The organism is Vibrio sp. SCSIO 43135 (assembly GCF_023716665.1).
GTDB classification, from domain to species: Bacteria; Pseudomonadota; Gammaproteobacteria; order Enterobacterales; family Vibrionaceae; genus Vibrio; species Vibrio paucivorans.
The window spans coordinates 1953198-1978076 of the sequence record NZ_CP071859.1 but is presented as its reverse complement, the minus strand read 5'-3'; the positions used below and the strand labels follow the sequence as shown (position 1 = coordinate 1978076).

Annotated in this window: 24 protein-coding genes; 19 read left to right on the top strand and 5 right to left on the bottom strand. The window is 44.8% G+C overall.

The features are described from left to right. Position 1: 1 nt before the first annotated feature. Entirely contained in the window at positions 2-1006 is a 1005-nt protein-coding gene (pspF, locus tag J4N42_RS08740; protein WP_252027493.1) for a phage shock protein operon transcriptional activator, read from the bottom strand. A gap of 196 nt (positions 1007-1202) precedes the next feature. On the opposite strand from pspF, the gene pspA reads away from it, so the two are divergent. The 8 genes from pspA (at position 1203) to J4N42_RS08700 (ending at position 9028) form a co-directional block, all read left to right on the top strand. Further along, the gene (pspA, locus tag J4N42_RS08735) at positions 1203-1871 is read left to right on the top strand and encodes a phage shock protein PspA (protein ID WP_252027492.1); all 669 of its coding nucleotides are present in this window, start codon (positions 1203-1205) and stop codon (positions 1869-1871) included. A gap of 9 nt (positions 1872-1880) precedes the next feature. Continuing rightward, positions 1881-2114 (top strand): envelope stress response membrane protein PspB, encoded by a 234-nt coding sequence (pspB, locus tag J4N42_RS08730; protein ID WP_252027491.1) that lies wholly within the window; start codon positions 1881-1883, stop codon positions 2112-2114. Continuing rightward, positions 2077-2496 carry an envelope stress response membrane protein PspC gene (pspC, locus tag J4N42_RS08725; RefSeq protein WP_252027490.1) on the top strand — a complete coding sequence of 140 codons (420 nt, stop codon included), beginning with the start codon at positions 2077-2079 and terminating at the stop codon, positions 2494-2496. The genes pspB and pspC overlap by 38 nt, the downstream gene beginning before the upstream one ends. A gap of 159 nt (positions 2497-2655) precedes the next feature. Then, positions 2656-3687 (top strand): efflux RND transporter periplasmic adaptor subunit, encoded by a 1032-nt coding sequence (locus J4N42_RS08720; protein WP_252027489.1) that lies wholly within the window; start codon positions 2656-2658, stop codon positions 3685-3687. A gap of 2 nt (positions 3688-3689) precedes the next feature. Further along, complete coding sequence (locus J4N42_RS08715) at positions 3690-4769, top strand: efflux RND transporter periplasmic adaptor subunit (protein WP_252030815.1); 1080 nt, start codon at positions 3690-3692, stop codon at positions 4767-4769. Then, positions 4769-7870 carry an efflux RND transporter permease subunit gene (locus J4N42_RS08710; RefSeq protein ID WP_252027488.1) on the top strand — a complete coding sequence of 1034 codons (3102 nt, stop codon included), beginning with the start codon at positions 4769-4771 and terminating at the stop codon, positions 7868-7870. The genes J4N42_RS08715 and J4N42_RS08710 overlap by 1 nt, the downstream gene beginning before the upstream one ends. 56 nt (positions 7871-7926) lie before the next feature. Further along, positions 7927-8490, top strand: coding sequence for a DNA-3-methyladenine glycosylase I (locus J4N42_RS08705; RefSeq protein ID WP_252027487.1), 564 nt, complete (start codon positions 7927-7929; stop codon positions 8488-8490). A 79-nt stretch (positions 8491-8569) separates the two neighbouring features. Next, positions 8570-9028 (top strand): globin family protein, encoded by a 459-nt coding sequence (locus J4N42_RS08700; RefSeq protein ID WP_252027486.1) that lies wholly within the window; start codon positions 8570-8572, stop codon positions 9026-9028. A 52-nt stretch (positions 9029-9080) separates the two neighbouring features. On the opposite strand, the gene J4N42_RS08695 is transcribed toward J4N42_RS08700, so the two are convergent. Next, on the bottom strand, positions 9081-10271 hold the full coding sequence (locus tag J4N42_RS08695) for a cystathionine beta-lyase (RefSeq protein WP_252027485.1): 1191 nt from the start codon (positions 10269-10271) through the stop codon (positions 9081-9083). Between the two features lie 78 nt (positions 10272-10349). Then, positions 10350-11804, bottom strand: a complete 1455-nt coding sequence (gene cls / locus J4N42_RS08690; RefSeq protein ID WP_252027484.1) for a cardiolipin synthase — start codon at positions 11802-11804, stop codon at positions 10350-10352. A 347-nt stretch (positions 11805-12151) separates the two neighbouring features. On the opposite strand from cls, the gene J4N42_RS08685 reads away from it, so the two are divergent. The 4 genes from J4N42_RS08685 (at position 12152) to J4N42_RS08670 (ending at position 17198) form a co-directional block, all read left to right on the top strand. After that, complete coding sequence (locus tag J4N42_RS08685) at positions 12152-13582, top strand: sodium-dependent transporter (protein WP_252027483.1); 1431 nt, start codon at positions 12152-12154, stop codon at positions 13580-13582. Between the two features lie 228 nt (positions 13583-13810). Then, on the top strand, positions 13811-15424 hold the full coding sequence (locus J4N42_RS08680) for a methyl-accepting chemotaxis protein (RefSeq protein ID WP_252027482.1): 1614 nt from the start codon (positions 13811-13813) through the stop codon (positions 15422-15424). Between the two features lie 111 nt (positions 15425-15535). Further along, positions 15536-16243 (top strand): TIGR01621 family pseudouridine synthase, encoded by a 708-nt coding sequence (locus tag J4N42_RS08675; RefSeq protein WP_252027481.1) that lies wholly within the window; start codon positions 15536-15538, stop codon positions 16241-16243. Between the two features lie 22 nt (positions 16244-16265). Further along, entirely contained in the window at positions 16266-17198 is a 933-nt protein-coding gene (locus J4N42_RS08670; protein ID WP_252030814.1) for a class I SAM-dependent methyltransferase, read from the top strand. Positions 17199-17232: 34 nt separating this feature from the next. Here the strand turns inward: J4N42_RS08670 and J4N42_RS08665 are convergent, their stop codons facing one another. Then, the gene (locus J4N42_RS08665; protein ID WP_252027480.1) at positions 17233-17733 is read right to left on the bottom strand and encodes a hypothetical protein; all 501 of its coding nucleotides are present in this window, start codon (positions 17731-17733) and stop codon (positions 17233-17235) included. Between the two features lie 66 nt (positions 17734-17799). Continuing rightward, positions 17800-18645, bottom strand: a complete 846-nt coding sequence (locus J4N42_RS08660) for a winged helix-turn-helix domain-containing protein (protein WP_252027479.1) — start codon at positions 18643-18645, stop codon at positions 17800-17802. A gap of 416 nt (positions 18646-19061) precedes the next feature. Here J4N42_RS08660 and J4N42_RS08655 point away from each other — a divergent pair, with 416 nt between their 5' ends. The 7 genes from J4N42_RS08655 to J4N42_RS08625 are packed head-to-tail and all read left to right on the top strand — an operon-like array spanning position 19062 to position 24871. After that, positions 19062-19265 (top strand): Flp family type IVb pilin, encoded by a 204-nt coding sequence (locus J4N42_RS08655; RefSeq protein ID WP_252027478.1) that lies wholly within the window; start codon positions 19062-19064, stop codon positions 19263-19265. A 5-nt stretch (positions 19266-19270) separates the two neighbouring features. After that, entirely contained in the window at positions 19271-19711 is a 441-nt protein-coding gene (locus tag J4N42_RS08650) for a prepilin peptidase (protein WP_252027477.1), read from the top strand. Between the two features lie 5 nt (positions 19712-19716). After that, the gene (locus tag J4N42_RS08645) at positions 19717-20517 is read left to right on the top strand and encodes an RcpC/CpaB family pilus assembly protein (protein ID WP_252027476.1); all 801 of its coding nucleotides are present in this window, start codon (positions 19717-19719) and stop codon (positions 20515-20517) included. A 14-nt stretch (positions 20518-20531) separates the two neighbouring features. Continuing rightward, positions 20532-21878 (top strand): type II and III secretion system protein family protein, encoded by a 1347-nt coding sequence (locus tag J4N42_RS08640; protein ID WP_252027475.1) that lies wholly within the window; start codon positions 20532-20534, stop codon positions 21876-21878. Further along, positions 21871-22353, top strand: coding sequence for a hypothetical protein (locus J4N42_RS08635; protein ID WP_252027474.1), 483 nt, complete (start codon positions 21871-21873; stop codon positions 22351-22353). The genes J4N42_RS08640 and J4N42_RS08635 overlap by 8 nt, the downstream gene beginning before the upstream one ends. 2 nt (positions 22354-22355) lie before the next feature. Then, entirely contained in the window at positions 22356-23585 is a 1230-nt protein-coding gene (locus tag J4N42_RS08630) for a CpaE/TadZ family protein (protein WP_252027473.1), read from the top strand. 2 nt (positions 23586-23587) lie between these two features. Beyond that, entirely contained in the window at positions 23588-24871 is a 1284-nt protein-coding gene (locus J4N42_RS08625; RefSeq protein WP_252027472.1) for a TadA family conjugal transfer-associated ATPase, read from the top strand. The last annotated feature ends 8 nt before the right edge of the window (positions 24872-24879 follow it).

Below are 24879 nucleotides of genomic sequence, written 5' to 3'. Positions count from 1 at the left end.
GTTATTCGCTATTTTGTCCAGCCAAGTCATATTTTCGTACCATTCCTCTAAGCTGGTGGTAGCTTAAACCAAGCATCTCGGCTGCTTTTCGTTGGTTGAATTTACTCTCTTCCAAAACTTGAGCAAGCAACGACCGATCTTGCTGCTCTTGCCAAAGTTTGTAATCCATAGGGAAAGTAAAAGTAGTAGTTTCAGTATGGTCGCTGTTTTCGCTGTTGTCATTCTGCGTGGTCTTTTCCCAATCACTGGCAAATGGATTGAAGACCAGTTGGTCAATCGGTGTATCAGCAGTACCGTTTTGATACACCGCTCTCTCAATCACATTTTTAAGTTCCCGCACATTGCCCGGCCATTGGTAATCTAGAAGTGATTGCTCTGCATTAGGTGTAAAACCAGTGAACAGATCGAGCTGAAGCTCTCGGCACATCTTGATTGCGTAATACTCGGCGAGTAGCAAAATGTCTTCCTTACGCTCACGCAGCGGCGGTATCTGTATAACATCGAAAGCTAAACGGTCGAGTAAATCTGGGCGAAACAAACCTTGCTCGGCCATTTCTGGCAGGTTAGCGTTGGTCGCACAGACTAGGCGAACATTGGCATTTAGTGCCTTGTGTCCACCCACGCGTTCATACTGGCCGTATTCAATGACTCTTAACAATTTTTCTTGGACGGAAAGTGGGGTTGTGGCTAATTCGTCGAGGAATAAGGTGCCATTTTCTGCTCGTTCAAACCGACCTTGATGACGCCCTTTAGAACCGGTAAATGAGCCTGATTCATGGCCAAACAGTTCAGAATCGATCAATCCTTCACTTAACGTAGAGCAATTCAAGGAGATAAGTGGTTGGTCCCAACGTTTAGAAAGATAGTGCAAGCGTTGGGCTATTAACTCTTTACCTGTTCCTCGTTCACCAATCACTAGCACAGGACGTTCAATCGGCGCTAGCTTGGATACTTTGTCCAACACCGATAAAAACGCGGGTGATTCGCCGATAAGGTTTTGCTGCATAAGTGACTGCCCTAAAGTTGGTTAAATTTACCAATGGTTGGTTAAATTCATCATAGCATACTTATTCTAATTACCCAGTAATACTTAAGTCGTTGAAAAGTAGTAACTAAAAAGTTGGCACGTAACTTGGTTATAGGTAAAGCAGTAGATAAAACTATTGAGACAATTTTTCACTCACGCTAACAGGAGAACCATCATGGGTATTTTTTCTCGATTTGCAGACATCGTAAATTCAAACATCAGCGCTCTCTTGGACAAAGCGGAAGATCCAGAGAAAATGATTCGCCTCATCATTCAAGAAATGGAAGACACATTGGTAGAAGTTCGCACTAACTCTGCGAAGGCTATTGCTGATAAAAAAGAGCTTGCTCGTAAAGTAGAATCGATTGAAGAACAGATCAACGATTGGCAGCAAAAAGCTACTTTGGCTTTAACTAAGCAGCGCGATGATCTTGCTCGAGCTGCTCTCATTGAAAAACAGAAGCTGCAAGACATGATCAAAGGGCTTCATACTGAACAAACGTTGGTTGAAGAAACCATTGAAAAACTGACTGGTGAAATCAGTAAGCTTGAAACCAAAATTACTGAGACCAGAGCTAAGCAGCAAGCGTTAGCGATTCGTAGCCAAACTGCTTCTAACAGACGTGATGTTCAAAAGCACTTACACACAGCTCGAACTAATGAAGCGATGGCGAAATTCGAGCAATATTCTCGTAAGATTGACGAGTTAGAAGCCGAAGCAGATGTATTTGCTAAAAGCGGGCAAGCAAAGTCGCTGGATCAAGAATTTGCTGAACTTCAGGCGCAAGACGAAATCGAAAAAGAACTTGAGAAGCTGAAGAAGCAAGTAGAAGAGAAAAAATAGGAGACACGTATGTCATCATTTCTGATTGCAGGTCCGTTAATTGTTTTTCTGATTTTCGTTGCTCCGTTATGGTTGTTTTTGCATTACCGCAGCAAGCGAAAAACAGACGGTGGTTTGTCAAAAGACGACTATGAACGTTTGCAAGCGTTATCAGCGAGAGCTGAGTCAATGCAAACTCGAGTGGATACGTTAGAGCGTATTCTTGATGCAGAGTCGCCAAATTGGAGACGTAACTATGAGTAATCGTGAATTATACCGAGACACCGCGAACGGCAAGATCTCTGGAGTGTGTGCTGGTATCGCGAATTACTTTGGTGCAGAAGTGTGGTTGATTCGCATATTAGTGATATCTGCAGCGCTTCTCGGCGGGAGTTTTTTAGTCTTGCTTGCGTATGTGGCAATGACGTTAATGTTAGAAAAGCAGCCCTCTAACTACGTTGAAACCTTAAAGGCAAAGCAAGAGCACAAACTAAAAAGTAAGCCTTGGCAACAGGGGCAAACAGCCAATGCTTTATTGGGGACACTTGAGAAAGACTTTGACAACATGGAAACGAAACTTCGCGATATGGAAGCCTACGTGACCTCTGATGCGTACAAAGTAAATCGAGAGTTCAGTAAGCTATAAAATCCGTATTCCGTCTGCTTTAAGAGCAAACCTATTGAGAGCGGTAATGAATACCGCTCTCATTTTGTTAATTTTCAACTAATTAACACTCATATCACTGGAAGTCATCCCACCGTTCATCTATCTTTGTAACTAAATGATTCAATTGGACGAACTACGATGCAAAAAGCCGTATTGCTCCTTTCAGCTGCCGCAGTACTCGGCGGTTGTGGGAAGGAACTTCCTCCGGTGCCCGAGCCCGACTCGCGGCCAGCCAAACTCTTCTCTGTTTCAGTCGGCAATAACCAGTTTGAACGAAATTTTCCTGCCACATCTGAAGCCGGTGATAAAGCCGTCCTCGCTTTCCGAGTACCGGGGCAGCTGCAATCTATCGACGTGACTGCTGGCCAAATGGTCAAAAAAGGCGATTTACTCGCAACCCTGAACCCAGACGAGTATTCTCTTCTGGCCAAGCAAGCTCAGGCTAACTACAAGCTTGCTGACGTTCAGTATCAGCGTTACAAAAAGCTGCGTATCGATAAAGTGGTTTCTGAGCAAGATTTTGATCAAGCCAAAGCCAACCACAATTCTGCTAAAGCAACGTCAGATCAAGCTAACGCGAATCTCCGCTACACCAAATTGATTGCGCCATACGACGGCACCATTTCGCTGATCCCTGCTGAAAATCACGAATACGTTGCTGCCAAAACTGGCGTTATGAACATCCAAAGTAACCAGCTACTGAAAGTGGTGTTCTTGTTGCCCGATTACCTATTAAACCGATTTGCTAGCCAGTTGGAACCAACGGTTACGATGACGTTTGATGCTTTCCCTGAACATTCTTATCCTCTGACATTCCAAGAAATTGATACCGAAGCGGACCCGAAAACTGGTTCATACAAAGTGACGATGGTGATGGAGCGCCCAACGGATATCGGTATTTTGCCAGGTATGTCAGGCAGTGTGCATGCGGTTGTTGATTCAGCAGGTGCTACGCATATCCCTAAAGCGGCTTTGTTTGAAGTAGAAGGGAAACAAAACGTTTGGCGAGTTAACGAAGAGGGTATCGTTGAGCAGGTAGAAGTTGAACTTAACGACAAACGACAAGTTCTTGCTGGCTTGAACGACGGCGACAGAATCATCGTTTCCGGCGTAAGTGGTATCGAGTCTGGTATCAAAGTTCGTGAATGGATTAAAGAGCGAGGACTGTAATGATGAAGCCAATTAAAAGCTTATGTCTGTTGTCCTTGCCGATACTATTGGCGGGGTGTGGTAAGCCAGTTGAAAACGTAGAACCAGCGCTTCCCAAGGTGAGGGTCGCTAACTTAGATAACAAAGTAGTTAGCGATAGCCTGTATTTCCCAGCGGTAGCAAATGCTGCGGAGCGTTCACACTTAAGTTTCCGAGTTTCAGGTGAAATTAGCTTACTTAACGTGAAAGAGGGGGACCGAGTTAAAAAAGGCGATATCCTTGCAGAGATCGACCCGACAGATTATCAACTCGATGTCGATAATGCTTCCGCTCGTTACACAGTAATTGATAGTCAGTATCGACGTTCCAGCCCGCTGGTCAAAAAAGGTTTATTAGCTAAGTCGCAGTTCGATGAAATAGCAGCGCAGCGTCAAATTGCACTTGCTGAGCTACAGCTGGCGAAGCTTCGATTGTCGTTCACCATGCTACGTGCTCCGGTAGATGGCATCATATCTCGTGTGGCTGTAGACCAATTTGAAAATATCCAAGTGGGACAGCAGATCGTTAACATCCACAGCGTTGACAGTGTTGAGGTGTTAATCCAACTTCCTGACCGTTTGTATTCGAATCAGCCTAGCCAGGAAAAGCTAGAGAAGATTAATGCCATTGTTCGAGTGCCTAGCGGTAATGAATATCAAGCTGAAATCAAAGAGTTCACGACGGAACCTGACCCGGCTACACGGACCTTTACTGTCACGCTGACCCTGCCGATGCCTGAAGATGAATACATTCTTGATGGTATGGCGGTAGAAGTTACTTCTCGTGGTCAAAGTATCGGCCTCGGCCTGAATATCGGTGTACGAGTACCGATTGAAGCCATTTTTAATGCAGATGGTGATGAGCTCGAGAGAGCCGAAAAGTTTGTGTGGGTTGTGAACGATAACAAGACGGTTTCGAAGCGTAAAGTGATAGTAGGTAAAGCGTCTAAGAGAGATTTGCAGATCCTTGATGGGCTTGATACAGAAGATACCGTTGTGATTGCGGGCGTATCGAAATTGCGTGAAGGAATGAAAGTGGATGTAATTTCAGAGGGAGACAAGTAATGAGTGAAGAACAAAAGAACTTGTCTCAGTCGGACGAAAACGTAACCGGTATTGCGGCATACTTTATTCGTAACCGTGTGATTAGCTGGATGATTTCACTGATCTTCCTGATTGGTGGTGTATCGGCGTTCTTTGGCTTAGGCCGATTAGAAGACCCAGCGTTTACCATCAAAGATGCCATGGTTGTTACGTCTTATCCTGGTGCAACTCCGCAACAGGTCGAGGAAGAAGTAACGTATCCCCTCGAAAAGGCCATCCAGCAGTTAACCTATGTGGATGAAGTCAACTCGATTTCGAGCCGAGGTTTGTCGCAAATTACTGTGACGATGAAGAATAACTATGGCCCCGACGACTTACCGCAAATCTGGGATGAGCTTCGTCGCAAGGTCAATGATTTAAAGGGTTCGCTACCACCAGGAGTGAATGAGCCAAGCGTCATCGATGACTTTGGTGATGTGTACGGGATTTTGCTTGCCGTGACTGGTGAAGGATACAGCTACAAAGAGTTGCTGGACTACGTTGATTATCTGCGCCGTGAAATGGAGCTGGTCGATGGGGTCAGCAAAATCTCGGTGACAGGTCAGCAGCAGGAACAAGTGTTCATTGAAATATCGATGAAACGCTTGAGCAGCTTAGGTATTGCGCCAAACACAGTGTTTAACCTGCTATCGACTCAAAACATCGTATCTGATGCAGGTGCAATTCGAATTGGTGACGAGTACATTCGTATTCACCCAACTGGTGAGTTCAAAAATGTCGACCAACTGGGTGACTTGATCATCACTGAAAGTGGTGCTCAAGGCTTAATCTACTTGCGCGATGTGGCGGAAATCACGCGTGGTTATATCGAAGTTCCAACTAACATTATCAACTATAACGGTAAACTGGCACTGAACGTCGGTGTGTCATTCGCACAAGGCGTCAACGTTGTTGAAGTGGGCGAACGTTTTGATAGGCGACTTGCAGAACTCAAGTTCCAGCAACCTGTCGGTGTTGAGATTTCCGAAATATACAGCCAACCGAAGGAAGTAGACAAATCGGTAAGTGGGTTCGTCGTCAGTCTAGGGCAGGCGGTCGCGATCGTTATTATCGTATTGCTGTTCTTCATGGGGCTTCGCTCTGGTCTTCTTATCGGCCTGATTCTGTTGCTAACCGTGTTGGGCACTTTCATATTCATGCAGTACTTCAAAATCGATCTCCAGCGTATTTCATTAGGTGCTTTGGTGATCGCGCTGGGTATGCTGGTGGATAACGCCATAGTGGTGGTCGAAGGGATACTCATAGGGACACAGAAAGGGCGGACGCGGATGCAAGCTGCGACCGACATCGTGACACAGACTAAATGGCCACTACTGGGTGCTACGGTCATTGCTGTTACAGCCTTTGCTCCGATTGGCTTGTCGGAAGACTCGACCGGTGAGTACTGTGGAACTCTGTTTACGGTATTACTTATCTCGCTAATGCTGAGTTGGTTTACCGCTATCTCTCTCACTCCGTTTTTTGCCGATATGTTCTTCAAAGGTCAAAAAGCGCCAGAAGGTGGAGAAGATAGTGATCCATACAATGGTATGGTTTTTGTCATCTACAAGAACTTCTTAGAGTTCTGTATGAAACGCGCATGGCTCACGGTTGTAGTATTGGTTGTTGGTTTAGGAGTGAGCTTGTACGGCTTTACGCTTGTGAAGCAAGCTTTCTTCCCATCTTCGACGACACCAATGTTCCAAGCGGATATTTGGTTACCGGAAGGGACAGATATTCGTGCGACCAACACCAAGTTAAAAGCACTGGAGTCATGGCTTTCTGAGCAAGATCATGTTGAGCATATCACCACAACAGCAGGTAAAGGTTTACAGCGTTTTATGCTGACTTATGCTCCAGAAAAGAGCTATGCAGCCTACGGTGAGATCACAACACGTGTCGACAGTTATGAAGCGCTCCACGAGCTCATGACCAACTTTAGACAGCATGTTGAAGATAACTTCCCAGAAGTGAACTACAAGCTCAAACAGATTGAGTTAGGCCCTGGTGGTGGCGCTAAGATAGAAGCGCGAATCATTGGCTCAGATCCAACCGTTTTGCGTAGTATTGCTTCTCAAGTAGTGGACATCATGCATGCAGATCCAGGTGCGACCAATGTTAGACACGACTGGCGTGAACGTACCAAAGTACTTGAGCCTCAATTCAACGAGAGTCAGGCTAGACGTTACGGCATCACTAAGTCAGATATCGATGATTTCTTGTCGATGTCTTTCTCGGGTAAGTCTATTGGTGTATATCGTGATGGTACGACCTTGATGCCGATCGTGGCACGTTTGCCAGAAGATGAGCGTATCGATATTCGTAATATCGAAGGGATGAAGATTTGGAGCCCAGCTCAAAGTGAGTTCATTCCGTTGCAGCAAGTCACCTTGGGTTACGATGTACTATGGGAAGATCCAATCATAGTACGTAAGAATCGTAAGCGCATGTTGACCGTTATGGCAGATCCCGACCTTCTGGGTGAAGAAACCGCGTCAACACTGCAAAAACGTTTGATGCCTGCAATTGAAGCTATTGAAATGCCACCAGGTTACTCTTTGGAGTGGGGCGGCGAATACGAGTCTTCTCGTGATGCTCAAGCATCTCTGTTCACCACAATGCCGCTTGGTTACCTATTTATGTTCTTGATTACCGTGTTCTTGTTTAATTCGGTGAAAGAGCCATTAATCGTTTGGTTAACTGTACCACTCGCCGTTATTGGGGTTACCACTGGTTTACTTGCATTGAATACTCCGTTTGGCTTTATGGCTCTACTTGGTTTCTTGAGTTTGTCTGGGATGCTGCTGAAAAACGGTATCGTGTTGCTTGACCAAATTGAGATTGAAATGAAGTCAGGTAAAGACCCATATGTGGCAGTGGTAGATGCGGCGCTAAGTCGTGTACGACCGGTATGTATGGCGGCGATCACGACTATTCTTGGTATGATCCCTCTACTACCTGATATCTTCTTTAAGCCAATGGCAGTAACCATCATGTTTGGTTTAGGTTTTGCTACCGTACTGACACTAATTGTCGTGCCAGTGTTGTATCGTATTTTCCACAGAGTGAAGATACCAGCCTAATAGAAAATTGATGTAAACGCCTCTGCTTGCAGAGGCGTTTTTGTAAGGAACAGACTATGACAAAAGATACAACGTGTGCTTGGGCGATGAATCACCCGCTAGAGCGTGAATACCACGATGCTGAGTGGGGCGTACCGGTTTATGACGACCGAGTATTATTTGAGTTCATTACACTTGAAGGCGCTCAAGCTGGCCTGAGCTGGATTACAATTTTGAAAAAGCGAGATGGCTACAAACACGCCTTTCTTGATTACGATATTGAAGCTTTGTCAAAGCTTGATGAACATAACGTAGAGAAGATCATTGAGAACTTTGATGTGGTGAAGCATAAAGGCAAAATCGCTTCAGTATACGGTAATGCGAGGGCTGCGATAGAGTTGCAGAAAGAATATGGTTCGTTATCCAAAGCTCTCTGGCAGTTTGTTGATGATAAACCAAAGGTGAATGCGTGGACATCGATGGATCAAGTCCCAGCTTCGACACCAGAATCTCTCGCTATGAGTAAGTTTCTCAAGAAGAAGGGCTTTAAGTTCGTCGGAGAAACAATCTGCTACGCATTTATGCAAGCGACAGGCATGGTGAATGATCACCTTGTTTCATGTCCTTGCTATAAAAAATGAGGTTAAGGCAGGTAATTATCTGAGCTAAAGCTATGAATTACTTCTACTCTTAAGAAATAATAAAAGGCTAGGAGTGACAATGTCGATTAGTGCGATTGAAAAGCAATTGATTCAGAAAAGTTTTGCCAAAGTTGAGCCTATAGCTGAACAAGCAGCAGAAATTTTTTATGCCAAGCTATTTGAATACGATCCGAGTTTACGTCGCTTATTCAAGTCCAATTTAAAAGATCAGGGGCGTAAACTCATGGCCACCTTAACCGTTGCCGTAAAGGGGTTAGATGATCTAGAAGCTTTGGTTCCTATATTGCAGGATTTGGCTCGGCGGCATGTTGCTTACGGTGTGAAAGCTGACGATTACACACCAGTGGGAAATGCACTTTTGTATACGTTGAAAACAGGACTTGGCGCAGACTTTGACGACAGAACCAGAAATGCTTGGGTAAAAGTGTTTTCGACCATTGCGCTAGTGATGAGAACAGCAGCGTACTCGGACTTTGACCCAGATACTTATCAGAATCGCAAGCGCTACAATCACTAATAAAAGAGCCTGACAACGGTCAGGCTTTTTTATTGAACAACGTAGAGGCTATTTATTGGTTTACGAGGGTGTTGTAACGCTCAAAGCCTGCTTCTAGATCGGCGATGAGGTCACTGACATCTTCTAGACCAATGTGAAGACGGATTAGCGTGCCTTCAAACTCTGGATTCGAAATGGTGCGAAGGCTATTAAAGCTCTTAGGCTCATTGGCAAGAATCAAACTTTCATACCCGCCCCAAGAGTAGCCCATACTGAAATGCTTCATCCCATCAAGTAGAGCCGTTGTCGCTCGCGGGTAGCTAGATTTGAGTACAAATGAAAATAGGCCATTACCGCCAGTAAAGTCACGTTTGAAAAACTCATGGCCAGGGCATGACTCTAGAGCTGGATGGCGAACGTGATCCACTTCCGGGCGACTTTGTAGCCATTCTGCGACTTTCAAGCTGTTCTCTGCGTGCTGGCGTAAACGTACATCGAGTGTGCGGATCCCACGTAAGCCGAGGTAAGCGTCGTCGGGAGATACACATTGCCCCATTAAGTAACTTTGCTCACGCAACTGGTCCCAATACTTCTCGCTGGCAATTGCCGTTCCTAACATGACGTCTGAATGGCCGACAATGTATTTGGTCGCGGCTTGAATCGAAATATCCACCCCATGTTCAAAAGGTGAGAAGTTAACGCCCGCCGCCCATGTGTTATCGAGCATAACGATGATATCGTGCTCGTGAGCGATACGAGAAAGAGTAGGGATGTCTTGGACTTCCATAGTGATAGAGCCCGGTGATTCGGTAAATAGAATACGCGTATTTGGTTTAATCAGTTCACGAATGCCTTCGCCAATGGTCGGTTGGTAGTATGTGGTTTCCACTCCCATCTTCTTCAAGATCTTGTCGCAAAAATCACGGGTCGGCTCATAACAGGTATCGACCATCAATATGTGATCGCCTGTTTCAACAAACGATAAGATTGCGTTAGAAATTGCAGCTGTTCCGCAAGGGTATAGCGCACAGCCCGCACCACCTTCGATTTCAACCATCGCATCTTGGAAAGCAAAGTGTGTATTGGTACCACGGCGCCCGTAAAACAACGTTTTGTTGGCACGGTTGACCGTTGCCTTGTGCTTTTCGGCAACCGTGTCAAAAACTACAGTAGAAGCACGTTGGACTGGTGGGTTCACTACACCATTAGTCCACTTTTTGTCACGGCCAGCGGTGACGTATTTGGTTTGTTTGCCTTCCGACATAAGAGTTCCTTGGCTGAGTTGTATCACTTATTTAAACCATGGAGCTGCCTATATTTGCAACCCCATGATTTAAAAAGATCACAGAAGAGGGTTAAACAGGTAGAACAGGCGTTCAAGGAAACGTGAACGCAATGAACGTTGTTTCCACTGCTTTTCATCGATGGAGTAAGACTGCTCAATATAGCTTTGCTGTAGCCAGCGCATTTCTTGAGTGAAGGCTTGATCATCAATTGCTAGGGTAACTTCAAAGTTAAGCCATAGACTGCGCATATCCATGTTGACTGTACCGACCAAACAGAATTGGTCGTCAATCACAACGGATTTTGTATGCAGTAGTCCACCGTAAAACTCATAGATTTTAACCCCAGCTGCCAGCAGCTCAGCGTAGAAAGCTCGTGATGCCCATTGCACCATCATTGAGTCGTTCTTATGTGGGATAATGAGTTCCACGTTAATCCCACGCTGCGCCGTCATTTTGAGAGTTTCAAGTAAGTCTGCGCTTGGGACAAAATAAGGAGTGGTGATGCGAACGGATTTATTGGATTGGTGGATTGCCAAAGCTAATACTTGGGAAATCAGATGCTCAGGCATCCCCGGGCCCGATGGTACAACTTGTACCGGATGCTGTTGTAGAGTTGGGTCAATTTTGCATTGTGGTAGTTGAGGCAGGGTACGAGAGCCCGTCTCTACTTCCCAGTCCCAGCAATGAATGGCTGAAAGCACGTTGACGGTTGGGCCAGTGACGCGAACCATGATGTCTATCCACTGACCAACGCCTGAACTCTGCTTAAAATAAGCAGGATCGACCATATTCATTGAGCCTGTGTAAGCAACGTTATCGTCAATGACAATAATTTTACGATGTTGACGTAGATCGAGACGACGCAGGAAGATACGCCATGGGCTCACTTCTAATGCTTGAACAACGTCGATACCCGCATCTTTCATCATTGAAACCCACGGGCTGCGGAAAAAACGAGGGCTGCCGGCTGAATCAAGCAATAGCTTTACATCCACCCCGCGTTTAGCCGCTTGAATAAGTGCAGAGGCGACAGAATCAGCAAGCCCACCAGGGTGCCAGATGTAGAACACCATCCTTATGCTTTGCTCTGCTTGTTCGATGTCATTAATTATGGAGTGGAGGATTTCACTGGGTGAATTCTGTAGAGACAGAGTGTTACCGCTGAGTGCAGGGATCCCCATGCGGTTGTTACATAACTCGTCAATCTTATAGATATGCGCGCCCATAGACTCGGGAAGGTGGGCGTGGCAATCATTCAATTGACCAAACCATTTACCAAACGGCTGGAACATATCGCGTGCGCGGTCTGCTCGCTTCTTACCTAGGTTGAGTTCGCCGAATAGAAAGTAGCAGCCAACACCGACGACGGGAAGAATATAAATAATCATTAGCCAAGAAAGGGAAACGCTGACTGAGCGACGCTTAAGGACCACACGTAAAGTGACACCTGCGACAAGCAGCCAGTAAAGGGCAATGCTAGCTAAAGTGAGGAAGTGATAGAACTTATCCATACATCCATTTCATGTTTTATGAGTTGAGGTTGATATTAAATAGAAAAATGGCGTTTGGAAACGGAATTATTTGGTATCAAAGTGTGAGAACTAGTCGGAAATTGTTACCAAAGTGTAAATGACAGGATTCATTAACGTTATTAGCTCAAAAAAGCAACAAATAAGCTATAGAACTATAGATAAAGCCGTAAAATAGACTTTGCGGGGTTCCAATTTTAATCTCAAACTGGTTTACTTGCTACCGTAGAAGCGTCACCTATAACTTTTAATAAGCGTAAATATTAATTTACACTAAAAAATTTGACGCCACAGATAATGCAAACACAACACAAAATTTTGGAGATAAAGTGGCTACTAGCAATTCAACCACGAAACCCCGTGATACCTGGGGGTCGAAACTAGGATTCGTAATGGCTGCAGCAGGTTCTGCTGTTGGCTTAGGTAACATCTGGAAATTCCCATACACAGCAGGTGAAAATGGCGGTGGTGCATTCATCGTTATCTATCTTGCGTTCGTAATTTTCATTGGTTTTAGCGTAATGCTGACTGAATTTGCGGTTGGTCGTAAGACTGGTCGTGCAGCAGTGGGTGCATTCAAATCGACCGATGGTCGCTGGACTTTCGTCGGCGTTATCGGCGTACTGAGTGGCCTATTGATCATGGGCTTCTACCCTGTAGTGGGTGGTTGGGCTCTTGCTTACGTTCAGAAAGTAGCAGGGGGCCTACTAAGCACTCCTGAAGCAATCGGTGATAGCTTTGGTGGCTTTATCACTAACCCTGTACAACCACTTATGTGGATGGGTATTTACCTTCTAATGAACATCGTAATCGTTAGCCGTGGTATCTCAGGTGGTATCGAGAAAGCGGGTAAGATTCTGATGCCAATTCTATTCCTTATCCTGATCATCGTATCAGTGAAAGGTCTAATGCTTCCTGGCGCAATGGCTGGTGTTGAGTTCCTATTTAGCCCTGACTTCTCGAAAGTAGACAGCGGCGTAATTCTAGCGGCTCTTGGTCAAGCATTCTTCTCTCTAAGTCTGGGTATGGGCTGTATGATTACATACGGTAGCTACCTGAAGAAGAAAGAAAACCTAGTACAAACTACAGGTATGGTTACTGCAATGGATACAAGTGTTGCTATCCTAGCCGGTATCGCAATGTTCCCAGCAATGTTTGCACTTGGTATGGAGCCAGCAGCTGGTCCAGGTCTAGTATTCGTTGTTGTACCACAGCTATTTGCTGAAATGGGCGGTGTAGGCGTAATCTTCGCTCTACTATTCTTCGTAGGTCTAACAGTAGCGGCACTAACGTCTTCAGTATCTCTACTAGAAGTAGTGGTTTCTTACCTAATCGATGAGAAAGGTATGAAGCGTTCGACGGCTGTTCTATCTGCAGGTGCAGTAATGGCGGTACTGTGTGTGTTTGCTTCTCTGTCACTTGGCGGCGTTGGTCCAACACTATTCGGTACTGGTGCGTTCGATATCTTCGACCTACTTACTGATAAAATCTTCCTTGCTGTTGGTGGTATGCTTGTATGTATCTTCGCTGGTTGGAGACTATCTCGCGAAGAGCTTGAAAAAGAAATCACAAACGACGGTGAAGTTAAGTTCCCACTATTCGGTCTATGGTACAACCTAGTTAAGTACGTAATCCCAGTAGCGGTAGCGGTAGTAGCATTCGCTGGTATCTCTAGTGGCTTCGATAGCGGAAAAGGTGCAATCATGCTAGTTGGTATTGGTATCATTGCTCTAACAGGTATCATATCTAAGAAGCTATAACGCTTAGATAGATAAAATACGAAAAGGCGAGAAACTTAGGTTTCTCGCCTTTTTTGTGCTTTCTATTTGGGTCAACAGCGTACAGCAAGCAACACCCGTAGTACTGGTATCTCAATGATTTAATTAGCATATTATTAGTTTATTGCTAAAGGTATCAGTATAGGCGCCGATAATAATAGATGAACTCGCACTCTTAGCGAGTGACTTTTTACTTAGGGAAGGTGTCACGTGAAATTGTCAGTAGGAAAAAAACTGTATGCAGGCTTTGGTTCCATCCTCGCCTTACTATTAATACTGGTTACCATCATATGGTTTGAAGTGCTCAGTTCGCACAATGTCGCAACGGAAATTCGTACCGATGATGTGCCTGAAGCGGTTACGTATTTGGTGCTGATAGATGAAGCTGGAGATGTATATCGTGACGCTATGGGAACTGTAACCGGCGTTGATAATGGCATTCAAGATTACAGAGACAATAAAAAAGAGTTTGCGCAGGCGATTGAGAAAGCTAAAAGCTTAGAGAATCGTGGAAGTGAAGATTACCAGCGTATCGAGCGTATCGAATCGCTGATGAACAGTTTTACCCAAGTTTTCGAAAATGAAATAGTGCCGAATGTTGGCCAAGGTGACTTAGTGTTCGATATTCGAGAACTACGTGGCCTTTACGAGCAGTATCTATTGCCTATAGAGGCGTTGCTTGACCAAGCTTCTGCCAATGAGCAGCAGCAAACTAACACTGCGTTACTAGAACTTAATGAGTCATTTAATTTGATCGAAAACTCGATTTTAATTATGTCCACAATCGCGCTCATCCTAGGTGGCCTTATCGCGTTTATTTTGTCCAAGTCGATCACCTCGCGTTTAACCAATTTGGAGCAGGTAGCGCAGCGCGTTGCCAGTGGTGACCTAACCACAGAAAATATCGTCGATAACTCGGGTGATGAACTGGCAAATCTGGGTGCTTCAATTAACCAAATGCAGAGTTCACTTGTGAATCTCATTGGTTCTATTTCTTCGGTGACCGATCAGGTTCAAACGGTGACGGGTGAGTTGTCGTCAATCAGTAGCGATATTGTAAATGGCGCTTCCGCGCAAGCGGATAAAGCAAGCCTAATTGCTACTGCCGCAGAAGAGTTGAGTTTGACGATATCAGAAGTCGCGCAGCAAGGTTCCGCTACTTATGAAGAAGCACAGCGCTCAGAAACATCGGCAGAAGAAGGGCGTAACGTCATCGTCGAGATGGTAGCAAGCATTCAGCAAGTGTCTCAACAGATGACGGATATGTCGAAGCAAATGAATCAGCTTGGCTCTCATGGTGAACAAATCGGCAGTGTGATCAAAGTAATTGAAGATATTGCTGAACAAACCAACTTGTTGGCTTTGAATGCCGCGATTGAGGCTGCGCGAGCGGGCGAATTTGGTCGTGGTTTTGCTGTGGTAGCAGATGAAGTTCGAGCGCTTGCTGAAAGGACAACCAAAGCAACACAAGAAGTGTCAGGGATTATCCAAGCCATTCAAACGGGGACCCAAGAAGCGGTCACTTACACCGATGACAACTGCCGTTTGGTGGAGATAGGTGTTGAGCAAAGTAACGGAGCAGTGAGTGCGCTCGAAGAGATCGTTGCTGGTGCGGCCAATGTGCAAAGTATGGTGAACTCTATCGCCACGGCTGCAGAAGAGCAAACTGCGGTGACCAAAGAGATTGCAGCGGATATTACGGCTATTAGCGACATTTCAGAACAATCATTGACCTTAGCGAATCGAAGCTCTGAAAGCACGTCTGGGCTAAATCACAAAGTGGCTGAGCTTGAGCAATTGATTGGTAAATTTAAACTCGCCTAAAGCTAGCTATATGGCTGGATAGTGTTTGTCTCGCTAGGTATCAGGCTAGGCAAACACTAGCATCTAACGCAATTCTAGGTATACTCCTCGCTCTAGCTTTGGAGCGAGTCAATGTTCGATATTCTCTATACTCATCACGACTTTCTGGTGATCAATAAACACCCTAATGTATCTGTCCATAAAGATGACGGCGACACTATGCTGTTGCAAGAAGTCGCCAAAGTATCTGGGGACTCACAACTTTACTTAGTGCACCGTTTAGACAAGATGACCTCTGGGCTGTTGATTCTGGCACGTAATGCTCAAGCTGCCAGCGAGCTATCAAAACAGTTCGCAGATAGGCTGGTGGAAAAGTTTTACTTAGCGATAGGCAGTAAAAAGCCGAAGAAGAAGCAGGGGCTTATTGTTGGGGATATGGAACGCTCACGTCGTTCATCATGGAAATTAGTGAGCTCTCAATCTAACCCTGCTGTGACTCAATTTTTCTCACTTGCAGGAGAGCCAGGGCAAAGACTGTTTCTATGTAAACCATACACAGGAAAGACTCACCAAATCCGTGTCGCACTTAAATCGGTGGGCTCTGGTATTGAGGGGGACCCAATTTACAATTCCGCCTCTCAGGTAGATCGTGGTTATTTACATGCGTTTGCTCTGAGGATTGCTTATAGTGGCGAGCAATACGAATTTGTGTGTGACCCGCGATCCTTTGAAAACTTTGGTCAACTGTGGACAAGTGAGCCTGTTTCAAATGGGATCGAATCTTGGCTCACACCGTGGGCACTATCTTGGCCAAAGCTTCCTACGTCGATTCAACACTAACTTCATTAACTTCGAGAAACCAATGCAAACATCTCAACTGGAATTGTTTTTTGAACATATCACCGAACAACTTGTCTCTGCTCCCAACGAAGTACGCCGTTTGTTTCATGGCAGAGGACGTTGTTGGCAAGGGCTAGAACAGCTTACTTGCGATTGGCTGCAAGGCCAACTTATCGTGAATGTGTTCAAGGAAGTGGATGAAAGTTTTTTAGCGTCCTTAAAGGCTGGGCTCATTGCTCTTAGTCAAAGTGGATTGTGGGAAGAAAAACGAGGGTCTTGTATTCTCATTCAACACCGATACGCGCAAGGCGCACCGTCTGAAGTTTTGGTCGGTGAGCTCGACGAACGTCCGGTTGTTACTGAGAACGGACTGAAGTACCAACTTGATATTGGTCGAAACCAAAACTTTGGTTTGTTTTACGATATGCGCTTAGGGCGTGAATGGGTTCAAAATCAGGCCAAGCACAAGAATGTACTTAACCTATTTGCATACACCTGTGGATTTTCTGTTGCGGCGATTGCGGGTGGGGCTGACAAAGTTCTCAATGTCGACATGGCGCGTTCATCTTTAAATAAAGGGCGAGAAAACCACAAGCTAAACCAGCACAATTTGAATCAAGTGGGATTTTTAGGCCACGATATTTTCAAATCTTGGGGGAAGATTAAAAAGTCCGGTCCTTACGATTTGATTGTTATCGATCCACCTTCATTCCAAAAAGGCAGCTTCGCCCTAACAAAAGACTACAAGCGAATCCTACGCAAGCTTCCTGAGTTGCTTAGCGAAGGAGGCCAAGTGCTCGCCTGTGTGAACTCTCCAGTAGTGAACTGCGCATTTCTCATTGATAGCATGAAAGAAGAAGCGCCAACGCTCGAATACCAATACCGCTTAGATAACCCGCCTGAATTTGCTGACTCTGACAGTGAAGCAAGTTTAAAAGCCTTGGTGTTTTCGTAATCTATATAGCGCCTTATGCGAACTGAGCCTGCGATTACAAGTACATCGCAGGCTTAGTGGTAAACCAATATCCATTTATGTCGAATAGAACATTACGAGATTTCGGTTCAAGCTCTAAGTCATAGTGGCTCAAGCTTTTGTGTAAGAACACACGATTCCCTTCTCTTAAAGAAAGTCGATACCAATGGCTTTCAAATAAGCTGTTCACTTTAATGTTGTTGGTGTCCACATTAGTGCGAATGTTCGCTGTATCCAGTGAGAAGGGCAGCGAGCGCTTTACCGGTATCTGGTAGTTGACATGGAATAACCCGTCAACACCGCTTTCTTCGAACGAAGCCGTTATATCGAACTGGTCTTCGGTGAGCACTAAGTGCGAAACTAGGGTAACTTTGTAATTTTTGCAGTCGGCATCGAATACATACATTTTGCTAGAACCATGCAAAGTAATCGGTTCCACGAAAGTCTCCAACACGACAGCAACTAGCAGTGCAGCACTGCTGAAAAGCAACAAAGCGTTTGTCTTGTTCTTAATCATTATTTTTCTTTTTCCTACAGCGTTTCAACGCCTACCCAGTTGAGGGGATTCTAAACGCTTGGAGCCTCAAAACTCAGCGTTGATAGCGCGTTCTATCGTGTTAACGGTATACGCTTGGTCTGTGTGATGGTTTTTAACCGTGATAGTGAATGACTTATCTGGCCTGACGACATCAATCACTGCAACATTTAGGTTATGACGCTGTATGTTGAAGTATAGGTTTAAGTGTTTTTCGACCTGAATATCTAATAACTCAGCAATCGGTTGGAGTGTTGATGTATCCCCTTTGGCATAGAATGTATGGCGGAAAGTATTTCTATTTGTTTCCAAAATCTTGGTTGCGTTAATATAATTTAACTGATTATTCTTAAATATGAACATACCAATAGGGCGATCAAACGTAATATAAAAAGCAAGTAACAAAAAGCAACATGACGTTATTACCTTGGTGTATTTCAATAATTGAATATGGCCAAGTTGATGTGCTTTATTAGTGGTAATAATGGAATCTTCAAAACTAATTTCTTCTTGTGGTTTAGTTTCGTAATCGACTTCCACTTTTACGACTGAATTATAGTCTTCATCTTGTTGAACACTATCTTGGTTCAAGCTTAAATGCGCGTGGTTCAGGCAATAGCCTTTCTTGGCAACAGTTTGCAAGATTAACTGTTGCTTTCCATCGTCCCCAATATGAGAACGTAGTGTTGAAATAGAGCGTGTAATGCTGGTATCAGATACTACTTTAGGCGCCCATGCCGCGAGAAGTGTCTCTTTCGACACTACTTTTCCTTCACTCTCGCATAATATCGATAACAACCTTGTGTCGTAATAACCTAAAGAAATGGATTTATCTTTGTAGGTTATCTGTTTTTTATCGGCGTCAAAAAGTCGACCGTTGATTATCCATTGCACAGCGTTATCGGTTTGGTTTGTTGATGTTGCTCCCAACTATAGCACGGCCATATTAAATATAAACATCAATATAACTAATGAAATACAAGGCGTGGCTAGAACTTCTATATAAATGCATAAATATTCTCAATCACTCTCGATAACGGTAAATAACCAAATATGTTGGTGTGAAAAAGGCATTTCACAACTTTGATAACTCATTGATAATCAATAGTATGTGGGTGTTTTATTGGTGAAAATGTGATTTTGGCTTTCAGGTTGTATGCGTGTGATTTCGCTTCAGGTAACGTTGCGTTTGTTTTCAAGCGTTAGAATTTTGACTGCGCTTATTAAACAAACAAAACGTACAAGTAATATTCGAAATTTTGTACGTGTTAATAATCGAGTAAAACCATAAATAATAAGAGAGAATTGTCATGTTGAATAAGTTTGCTTGCCAACTATTAGCTTTAAAAAATGATGAGCGCGGTGTAACAGCGATCGAATACGCAATCATTGGTGTTGCAATGTCTGCAATCGTACTAGCAGTATTTAATGGTAGCCTTCAAGATGCATTAGAAGGTGCAATGACGACTATTAGCGATCACATTGGTGAAGCCGGAGATAATGTACAATCGTAAGGTAAATGGATCTCAAATGGTTGTTAATAGGGGGGCTTATAATAGCCACCCTTTTTATCTTTTTATCCGACATAGTTCACCGGTTAATACCCAATTGTATTGTGGTTTTTGTTGCGGTATCCGCAATATCTTTGATGATATTAAATGAAAGCTATGCTTCGCTAAATGTAACGATATTGATATTTGTCATTGGCTTATTTCTACATTCAAAAAATATCTTGGGTGGTGGAGATATCAAACTGATACTGGCCTATTCTACTGCAATTAAACCTGAATTGGCTCTGCTATATATCGTAATCATTCTGTTATTGGGTGGTATTTTGGCGACCTTTTACTGGGGATGTCATCGAGTGTTCGGAAATGTAACTAACCCTAAAGAAGGGCTTCCTTATGGACTGCCGATAGGGGTATCCGGAATCTTTTGTATTGCTGCTTCAATTGCGTAAATCTAATGAATAAAAAAATACCACTATTACTCTCTTTTTTAGTTCTGGCTTTTGGGATGTACGTGTTATCTATCGAGCTCACGGCTCAACCCGAAACACCACATATCATTGACGAGAAAGAGCCTGAAATCTTGTTAGTTAAATTAAGCCGAAACGTTGGATCTGGCGAAAGCATCGAACGCGGAGACTTCATTTTAGAGCGGGTGACGTTACTACAAGCCAATGCATTGGGCGTCAATCAGGATATGTCAGTCGATTTTGATCGATTATCGGTCTACGCACGTCCGCTTGAGAAAGGTGAGTTGGTTTACCCTGAGTCTATCCTCCAACCTGGTGATAACGGGTACGTTGAGCTCACGATAGAGCCTGGCAAGGTGCCGTTTTATTTATCTTTCCCTGCTGAGTCAGCGATCGGGCAAGAGCTAAGTGTCGGTAGTTATGTCGATGTTGTGGCCATCACCTCTCCCAAAACGCGCGCAGCAGTGAATGTTGGCAGTTCAAGTCGAGCGGCTAATGAATCAATCTCTGTCTCGCCCGTATTAATGGGCGTCAAGATTCTCAAGCTGGATACTAAGATCACTGAAGCGACACGTAACTATCCAGAGTCTCGTAGTGTGGATCTTGTGCTAGAACTTGAGCGAAAACAAGTCGCGAAACTGACCATTGCCCGAAAAGTGGCGGATCTCGAAGTCCACCATGCACTAGGGGTACCAGACAAAGCTGCAATGAGCGCCAATGCCGGTGACGTACTCCCTGGCTTTAATGCCGTAAGAGAATTTCGCGCGAGCGAACTATCCATTAACTAGAGCTCATAAACATAATGAAAACGACTATAAACCTGGGTAGGTGGCTATCCTTTGGGTTGGTTTTGCTCATCTCAAATTCAGCACTAGCACAAAAACTAGTCAAGATGGATGAAGGACAGGCAAAGACCATTTCGGTACAACAGGATGTCTCTTCTGTTTTTATCTCTCAGCCAGAAATCGCCGACTATCAAGTGATTGATAGTCGAAACATCGTGGTCTACGCCAAAGAAACAGGCAGGGCAGCTTTATTGGTCTTTAATGAGAATGGCGAAATCATTGTAACCAAGAACATTCAAGTGAATAAAAGCTTAGAGCCAATTCGTCAACAACTTGAGATTCATTACCCCAATGTTGAGGTTAACGTCTCGAATATTGGTGACCAGGTCGTATTGACAGGTACGGTGCCAAACGAACAGCTCAAAGATGATTTAGGTGTGATGGTTGGTGAGTTGCTGGCTAAGAAGTCTGACGAGAAATTGGTCGAGTGGTCTGGCGATTTAGATGATCAAAATGATAACGAAGTCAGCTTTATGACACGCCGTAGCTTCGAAGGGCTGGTCAATAATATCGAAGTGGTAACCACGAAGCAGGTGAACGTAAAGCTCACTATCGCCGAAGTATCACAAAGCTTTATGGAAGAAATTGGTGTGCAGTATGGGAGTTCGGGAGCGAATCCGGGCATTTTTGTTAATCCAATTAAAGACTTCAGTTCTTCGGATATCTTGTCGGTGATCACCGCAATTGGTGATGACACAGTGGGCCATGTGCTAGCAGAGCCCAATTTATCGGTCATTTCCGGCGAGAACGCCAGTTTTTTGGTAGGTGGGGAAATCCCTGTTGTCACTGTGGTCGATGGTGGGACCAATATCGAATACAAAGAGTTTGGTATTCGCCTAGACCTAATGGCCAAAGTGCTGAACGACGAAAAGATCAAGCTAGCTCTGATGCCAGAAGTAAGCTCTCTCGATACTCAATATGAAGATCGAAGATATAGCTTACCCGCCCTCAAATCCCGCCGAGCCCAAACAACGGTGGAGTTGGGTGATGGTCAAAGTTTTGTTTTAGCTGGCTTATTAAGCTCTGAAGACCAAGAGTCACTGAGCAAGATTCCTTACATTGGTGACATTCCCGTACTCGGTGCGCTGTTTCGAAAAAGCTCAACCAAACGCAACAAAATGGAGCTCATCATTGTTGCCACGGTTAATTTAGTGCAACCCGTTGAAGCCTCACAACTTCAATTACCAATGATGCAGAAAACCAGCACCCTGAGCCGATATTTTGGACTTGAAAGTGGTTATCAAACCTCAAGCGAAAAATGGGTCGGAAATATCCTATCAACCGGAGGATTCAAGTATGACTAAAGTGGTCTTGCTGCTGGTGGCAGCAGTAACGTTTCTACAAGGTTGTGTCAGCGGTGTAGCAGAGCGCGATGGTACATCGGTAGACATCACGCCGATTCATCACACTTTGAAGGTTAGCAGCCAGCCGGAAATGTCGGAAAAAGTGGAAAACTTCGTTTCAACGCACTGGCAAGCGATTGCTCATAATGGCATGACGATAAGTTATTCAGGCGATAAACGACAAGCTAGGAAGCTTCAAGATGCGTTGATTCACCAAGGGATTGCAGCCGACGGTATTCGTCTAGAAAACGAAGCACTTGGCCGTTTTACGATGATGTTAGAAGTGGTCGAATATCGCACTCAGGTCGAATTTTGTCAGTACCCACGTATTGGTGATTTTGGTGCAGAGCCCTATGGCTGCTTTGTTCAGAACGCTCGTTGGCAATCTATGACGCACCCGCACAGAAATCTCCCTAATGCCGAAGCTCAGAGGTGACAATGTTTGATCTAGTTGATGTAATTAAAAGTAAATCTTCGGCGGAAAAAGAAAAAGAAGTACTGACGACGGTCCTGTTTCACCAGACTGAAGAGTGCAAACAGTTGATCGAAGAAGCCTACCGGTTTGAAGACATTGCTGCTCCTAGCGTGCTTGAGAATCAGGACTCGTTGATTCAACAACATGTTCGAGAAGAGAACATCGAAATTGTGATAGTCGAGCTCAATAAGAGTAAGAGTGTTATGGATGATATGCACCGCATCAGCCACTTATTACCGAATAGTGCTTCGGTGATAGTCATCGGCTCTGAAGACTCTATTTCGACTATCCGCAACCTTAAGTCGCTTGGCTACTATTACGTATTTTGGCCAATTTCAAAGCAAGAGCTTATCGATTTTGTGCGTAATGTTAACGAAAACCGCAACAAAAATAGTGGCTTGGGTAAGGGTAGAGCAGCTAAAAAAGTATGTGTATGGGGGGCTAAAGGTGGTGTTGGTGCTTCATTTATCACAGCAGCGCTGTCTATGGAGTTGTCGAAAGACAAAAACAGCTCTTGTCTAGTTGTCGAACACAATTTCTCTGGCGGAAATCTCGATATTTTCCTAGCCGTGAGTCAGTTCAAAAAGCGCGAGGTTAGCCGTGGCGCATTGGCAAACAGCTTGGATGAAACCTATGCATTGAGCATGACACGTAAGATCCATGAGATGCTGCATGTATTGGCTCTTGAGTCGAACGACATCGCCGATCATGAAATGAAAGACTACGTTCGCACTATTTCTGAGAACCTTTCGGGGCAATACAATTTTATTGTTGAAGACCTGTCGAGCTCTGCAAACTCGCTCTCAGACCTGACTTATGTTGGCCAACAAGCTGACGTTTTAGTGTTGGTATTAGAGCCTACCGTTTCTAGCCTACGCGAGGCTGCGTTTATCCAAGCGAAGATGGAAGAGCTCGGTTCAACCACGCGTTGCATTACGGTTCTCAACCACACAATGCATGAACGCAGCGCAACTGTGACCGTCAAAGATGTCGAGAAGTTCTTAAATAGAAAGCTTGATGTTGTCTGCCCCTACGAGCCTCAACTGGGTAAATGGGTACTGGAAGGGAAAGCTATTTTCCAAGAGAAGCAGGCCATCAGCAGTAGCCTCAACACTCTGACATCTTTGCTATTGGGTGAAGCGATCAAGCCAAAGCGTGAGTCAATCTTCAAGCGCCTGTTTAGAGGTCAATAACAATGGAGCAGTTTGTTTCTGTATACGTGTTTATCCGAGATAGGATATTCGATGCCATTGACGCTGAAGCAGTGAATACGCTGACTCGTGAACAGTTGGCTATTCAATTGAGTAGCGCGGTTGACTTGATCATCGAACAGGAAAGCTTGTCTGTCGCTAATGTCGTCAGGGCTGATTTTGTAAAAAGCCTCGTCGATGAGTTGCATGGTTTAGGGCCGCTTCAAGCGCTGATGGATGATGACACCATCAGTGACATCATGATAAACGGCCATCAACAAATTTACATCGAAAGGAACGGTTTAGTCGAGCCAGCAAAAGTAGGGTTTATTGACGAAAAACAGTTGGTACAAATTGCAAAGCGAATTGCTCAACGTGTAGGGCGTAGAGTTGATGAATCTCAGCCTACTTGTGATGCCAGATTACCCGATGGCAGCCGAGTGAATATTGTTATCCCACCGATTGCGATTGATGGTACGTCCATCTCGATTCGTAAGTTCAAAAAGCACTCTTTGAATCTCGAAATCCTAACCGAGTACGGTGCGATGAGCCGAGAGATGGCGCAGATTCTGATGGTGGCATCCCGCTGTCGCTTGAATGTGCTGATTTCTGGGGGAACAGGGTCGGGTAAGACAACCTTGCTGAATGCGCTGTCTCAATATATCTCAGAGAAAGAGCGTATTGTCACCATAGAAGATGCGGCGGAACTAAAACTGCTTCAGCCTCATGTGGTTCGTTTAGAAACTCGAACGTCGGGAATTGAAGGCTCGGGTGCTGTGTCACAACGTGACTTGGTGATTAACTCACTGCGTATGCGTCCCGACCGCATCATCGTGGGTGAGTGTCGTGGTGCAGAAGCATTTGAAATGCTACAGGCGATGAATACAGGCCATGATGGCTCTATGTCGACGCTGCACGCCAATACACCACGTGACGCGCTTGCTAGGGTCGAGTCCATGGTAATGATGGCAACCAGCACGTTACCTATGGAAGCGATTCGTCGCATGATTGTCAGCGCTGTCGATATTGTTGTGCAGATCAGCCGATTGCACGATGGTAGTCGCCGCGTTATGAGTATTTCGGAAGTGGTCGGCATTGAGGGCAGTAACGTAGTGATGGAAGAAATCTTCCGTTTCGAGCCGATGTCTATTTCAAGCGAAGACCAAAAAATCACAGGTAGATACATCTCTGCCGGCCTAATGCAGCGCTCCGTTCTAGTCGAGAAAGCCAAATACTTTGGTTTGGATAAGCAGCTGACCGAGATCTTTAGGCAGGGAGAAGTCGCATGATTTGGGGG

Coding starts and splice junctions, on each gene's coding strand:
- pspF (WP_252027493.1), bottom strand. CDS start 1,006: ATGCAGCAAAACCTTATCGGCGAATCACCCGCGTTTTTATCGGTGTTG.
- pspA (WP_252027492.1), top strand. CDS start 1,203: ATGGGTATTTTTTCTCGATTTGCAGACATCGTAAATTCAAACATCAGC.
- pspB (WP_252027491.1), top strand. CDS start 1,881: ATGTCATCATTTCTGATTGCAGGTCCGTTAATTGTTTTTCTGATTTTC.
- pspC (WP_252027490.1), top strand. CDS start 2,077: ATGCAGAGTCGCCAAATTGGAGACGTAACTATGAGTAATCGTGAATTA.
- J4N42_RS08720 (WP_252027489.1), top strand. CDS start 2,656: ATGCAAAAAGCCGTATTGCTCCTTTCAGCTGCCGCAGTACTCGGCGGT.
- J4N42_RS08715 (WP_252030815.1), top strand. CDS start 3,690: ATGAAGCCAATTAAAAGCTTATGTCTGTTGTCCTTGCCGATACTATTG.
- J4N42_RS08710 (WP_252027488.1), top strand. CDS start 4,769: ATGAGTGAAGAACAAAAGAACTTGTCTCAGTCGGACGAAAACGTAACC.
- J4N42_RS08705 (WP_252027487.1), top strand. CDS start 7,927: ATGACAAAAGATACAACGTGTGCTTGGGCGATGAATCACCCGCTAGAG.
- J4N42_RS08700 (WP_252027486.1), top strand. CDS start 8,570: ATGTCGATTAGTGCGATTGAAAAGCAATTGATTCAGAAAAGTTTTGCC.
- J4N42_RS08695 (WP_252027485.1), bottom strand. CDS start 10,271: ATGTCGGAAGGCAAACAAACCAAATACGTCACCGCTGGCCGTGACAAA.
- cls (WP_252027484.1), bottom strand. CDS start 11,804: ATGGATAAGTTCTATCACTTCCTCACTTTAGCTAGCATTGCCCTTTAC.
- J4N42_RS08675 (WP_252027481.1), top strand. CDS start 15,536: ATGTTCGATATTCTCTATACTCATCACGACTTTCTGGTGATCAATAAA.
- J4N42_RS08670 (WP_252030814.1), top strand. CDS start 16,266: ATGCAAACATCTCAACTGGAATTGTTTTTTGAACATATCACCGAACAA.
- J4N42_RS08665 (WP_252027480.1), bottom strand. CDS start 17,733: ATGATTAAGAACAAGACAAACGCTTTGTTGCTTTTCAGCAGTGCTGCA.
- J4N42_RS08655 (WP_252027478.1), top strand. CDS start 19,062: ATGTTGAATAAGTTTGCTTGCCAACTATTAGCTTTAAAAAATGATGAG.
- J4N42_RS08650 (WP_252027477.1), top strand. CDS start 19,271: ATGGATCTCAAATGGTTGTTAATAGGGGGGCTTATAATAGCCACCCTT.
- J4N42_RS08645 (WP_252027476.1), top strand. CDS start 19,717: ATGAATAAAAAAATACCACTATTACTCTCTTTTTTAGTTCTGGCTTTT.
- J4N42_RS08640 (WP_252027475.1), top strand. CDS start 20,532: ATGAAAACGACTATAAACCTGGGTAGGTGGCTATCCTTTGGGTTGGTT.
- J4N42_RS08635 (WP_252027474.1), top strand. CDS start 21,871: ATGACTAAAGTGGTCTTGCTGCTGGTGGCAGCAGTAACGTTTCTACAA.
- J4N42_RS08630 (WP_252027473.1), top strand. CDS start 22,356: ATGTTTGATCTAGTTGATGTAATTAAAAGTAAATCTTCGGCGGAAAAA.
- J4N42_RS08625 (WP_252027472.1), top strand. CDS start 23,588: ATGGAGCAGTTTGTTTCTGTATACGTGTTTATCCGAGATAGGATATTC.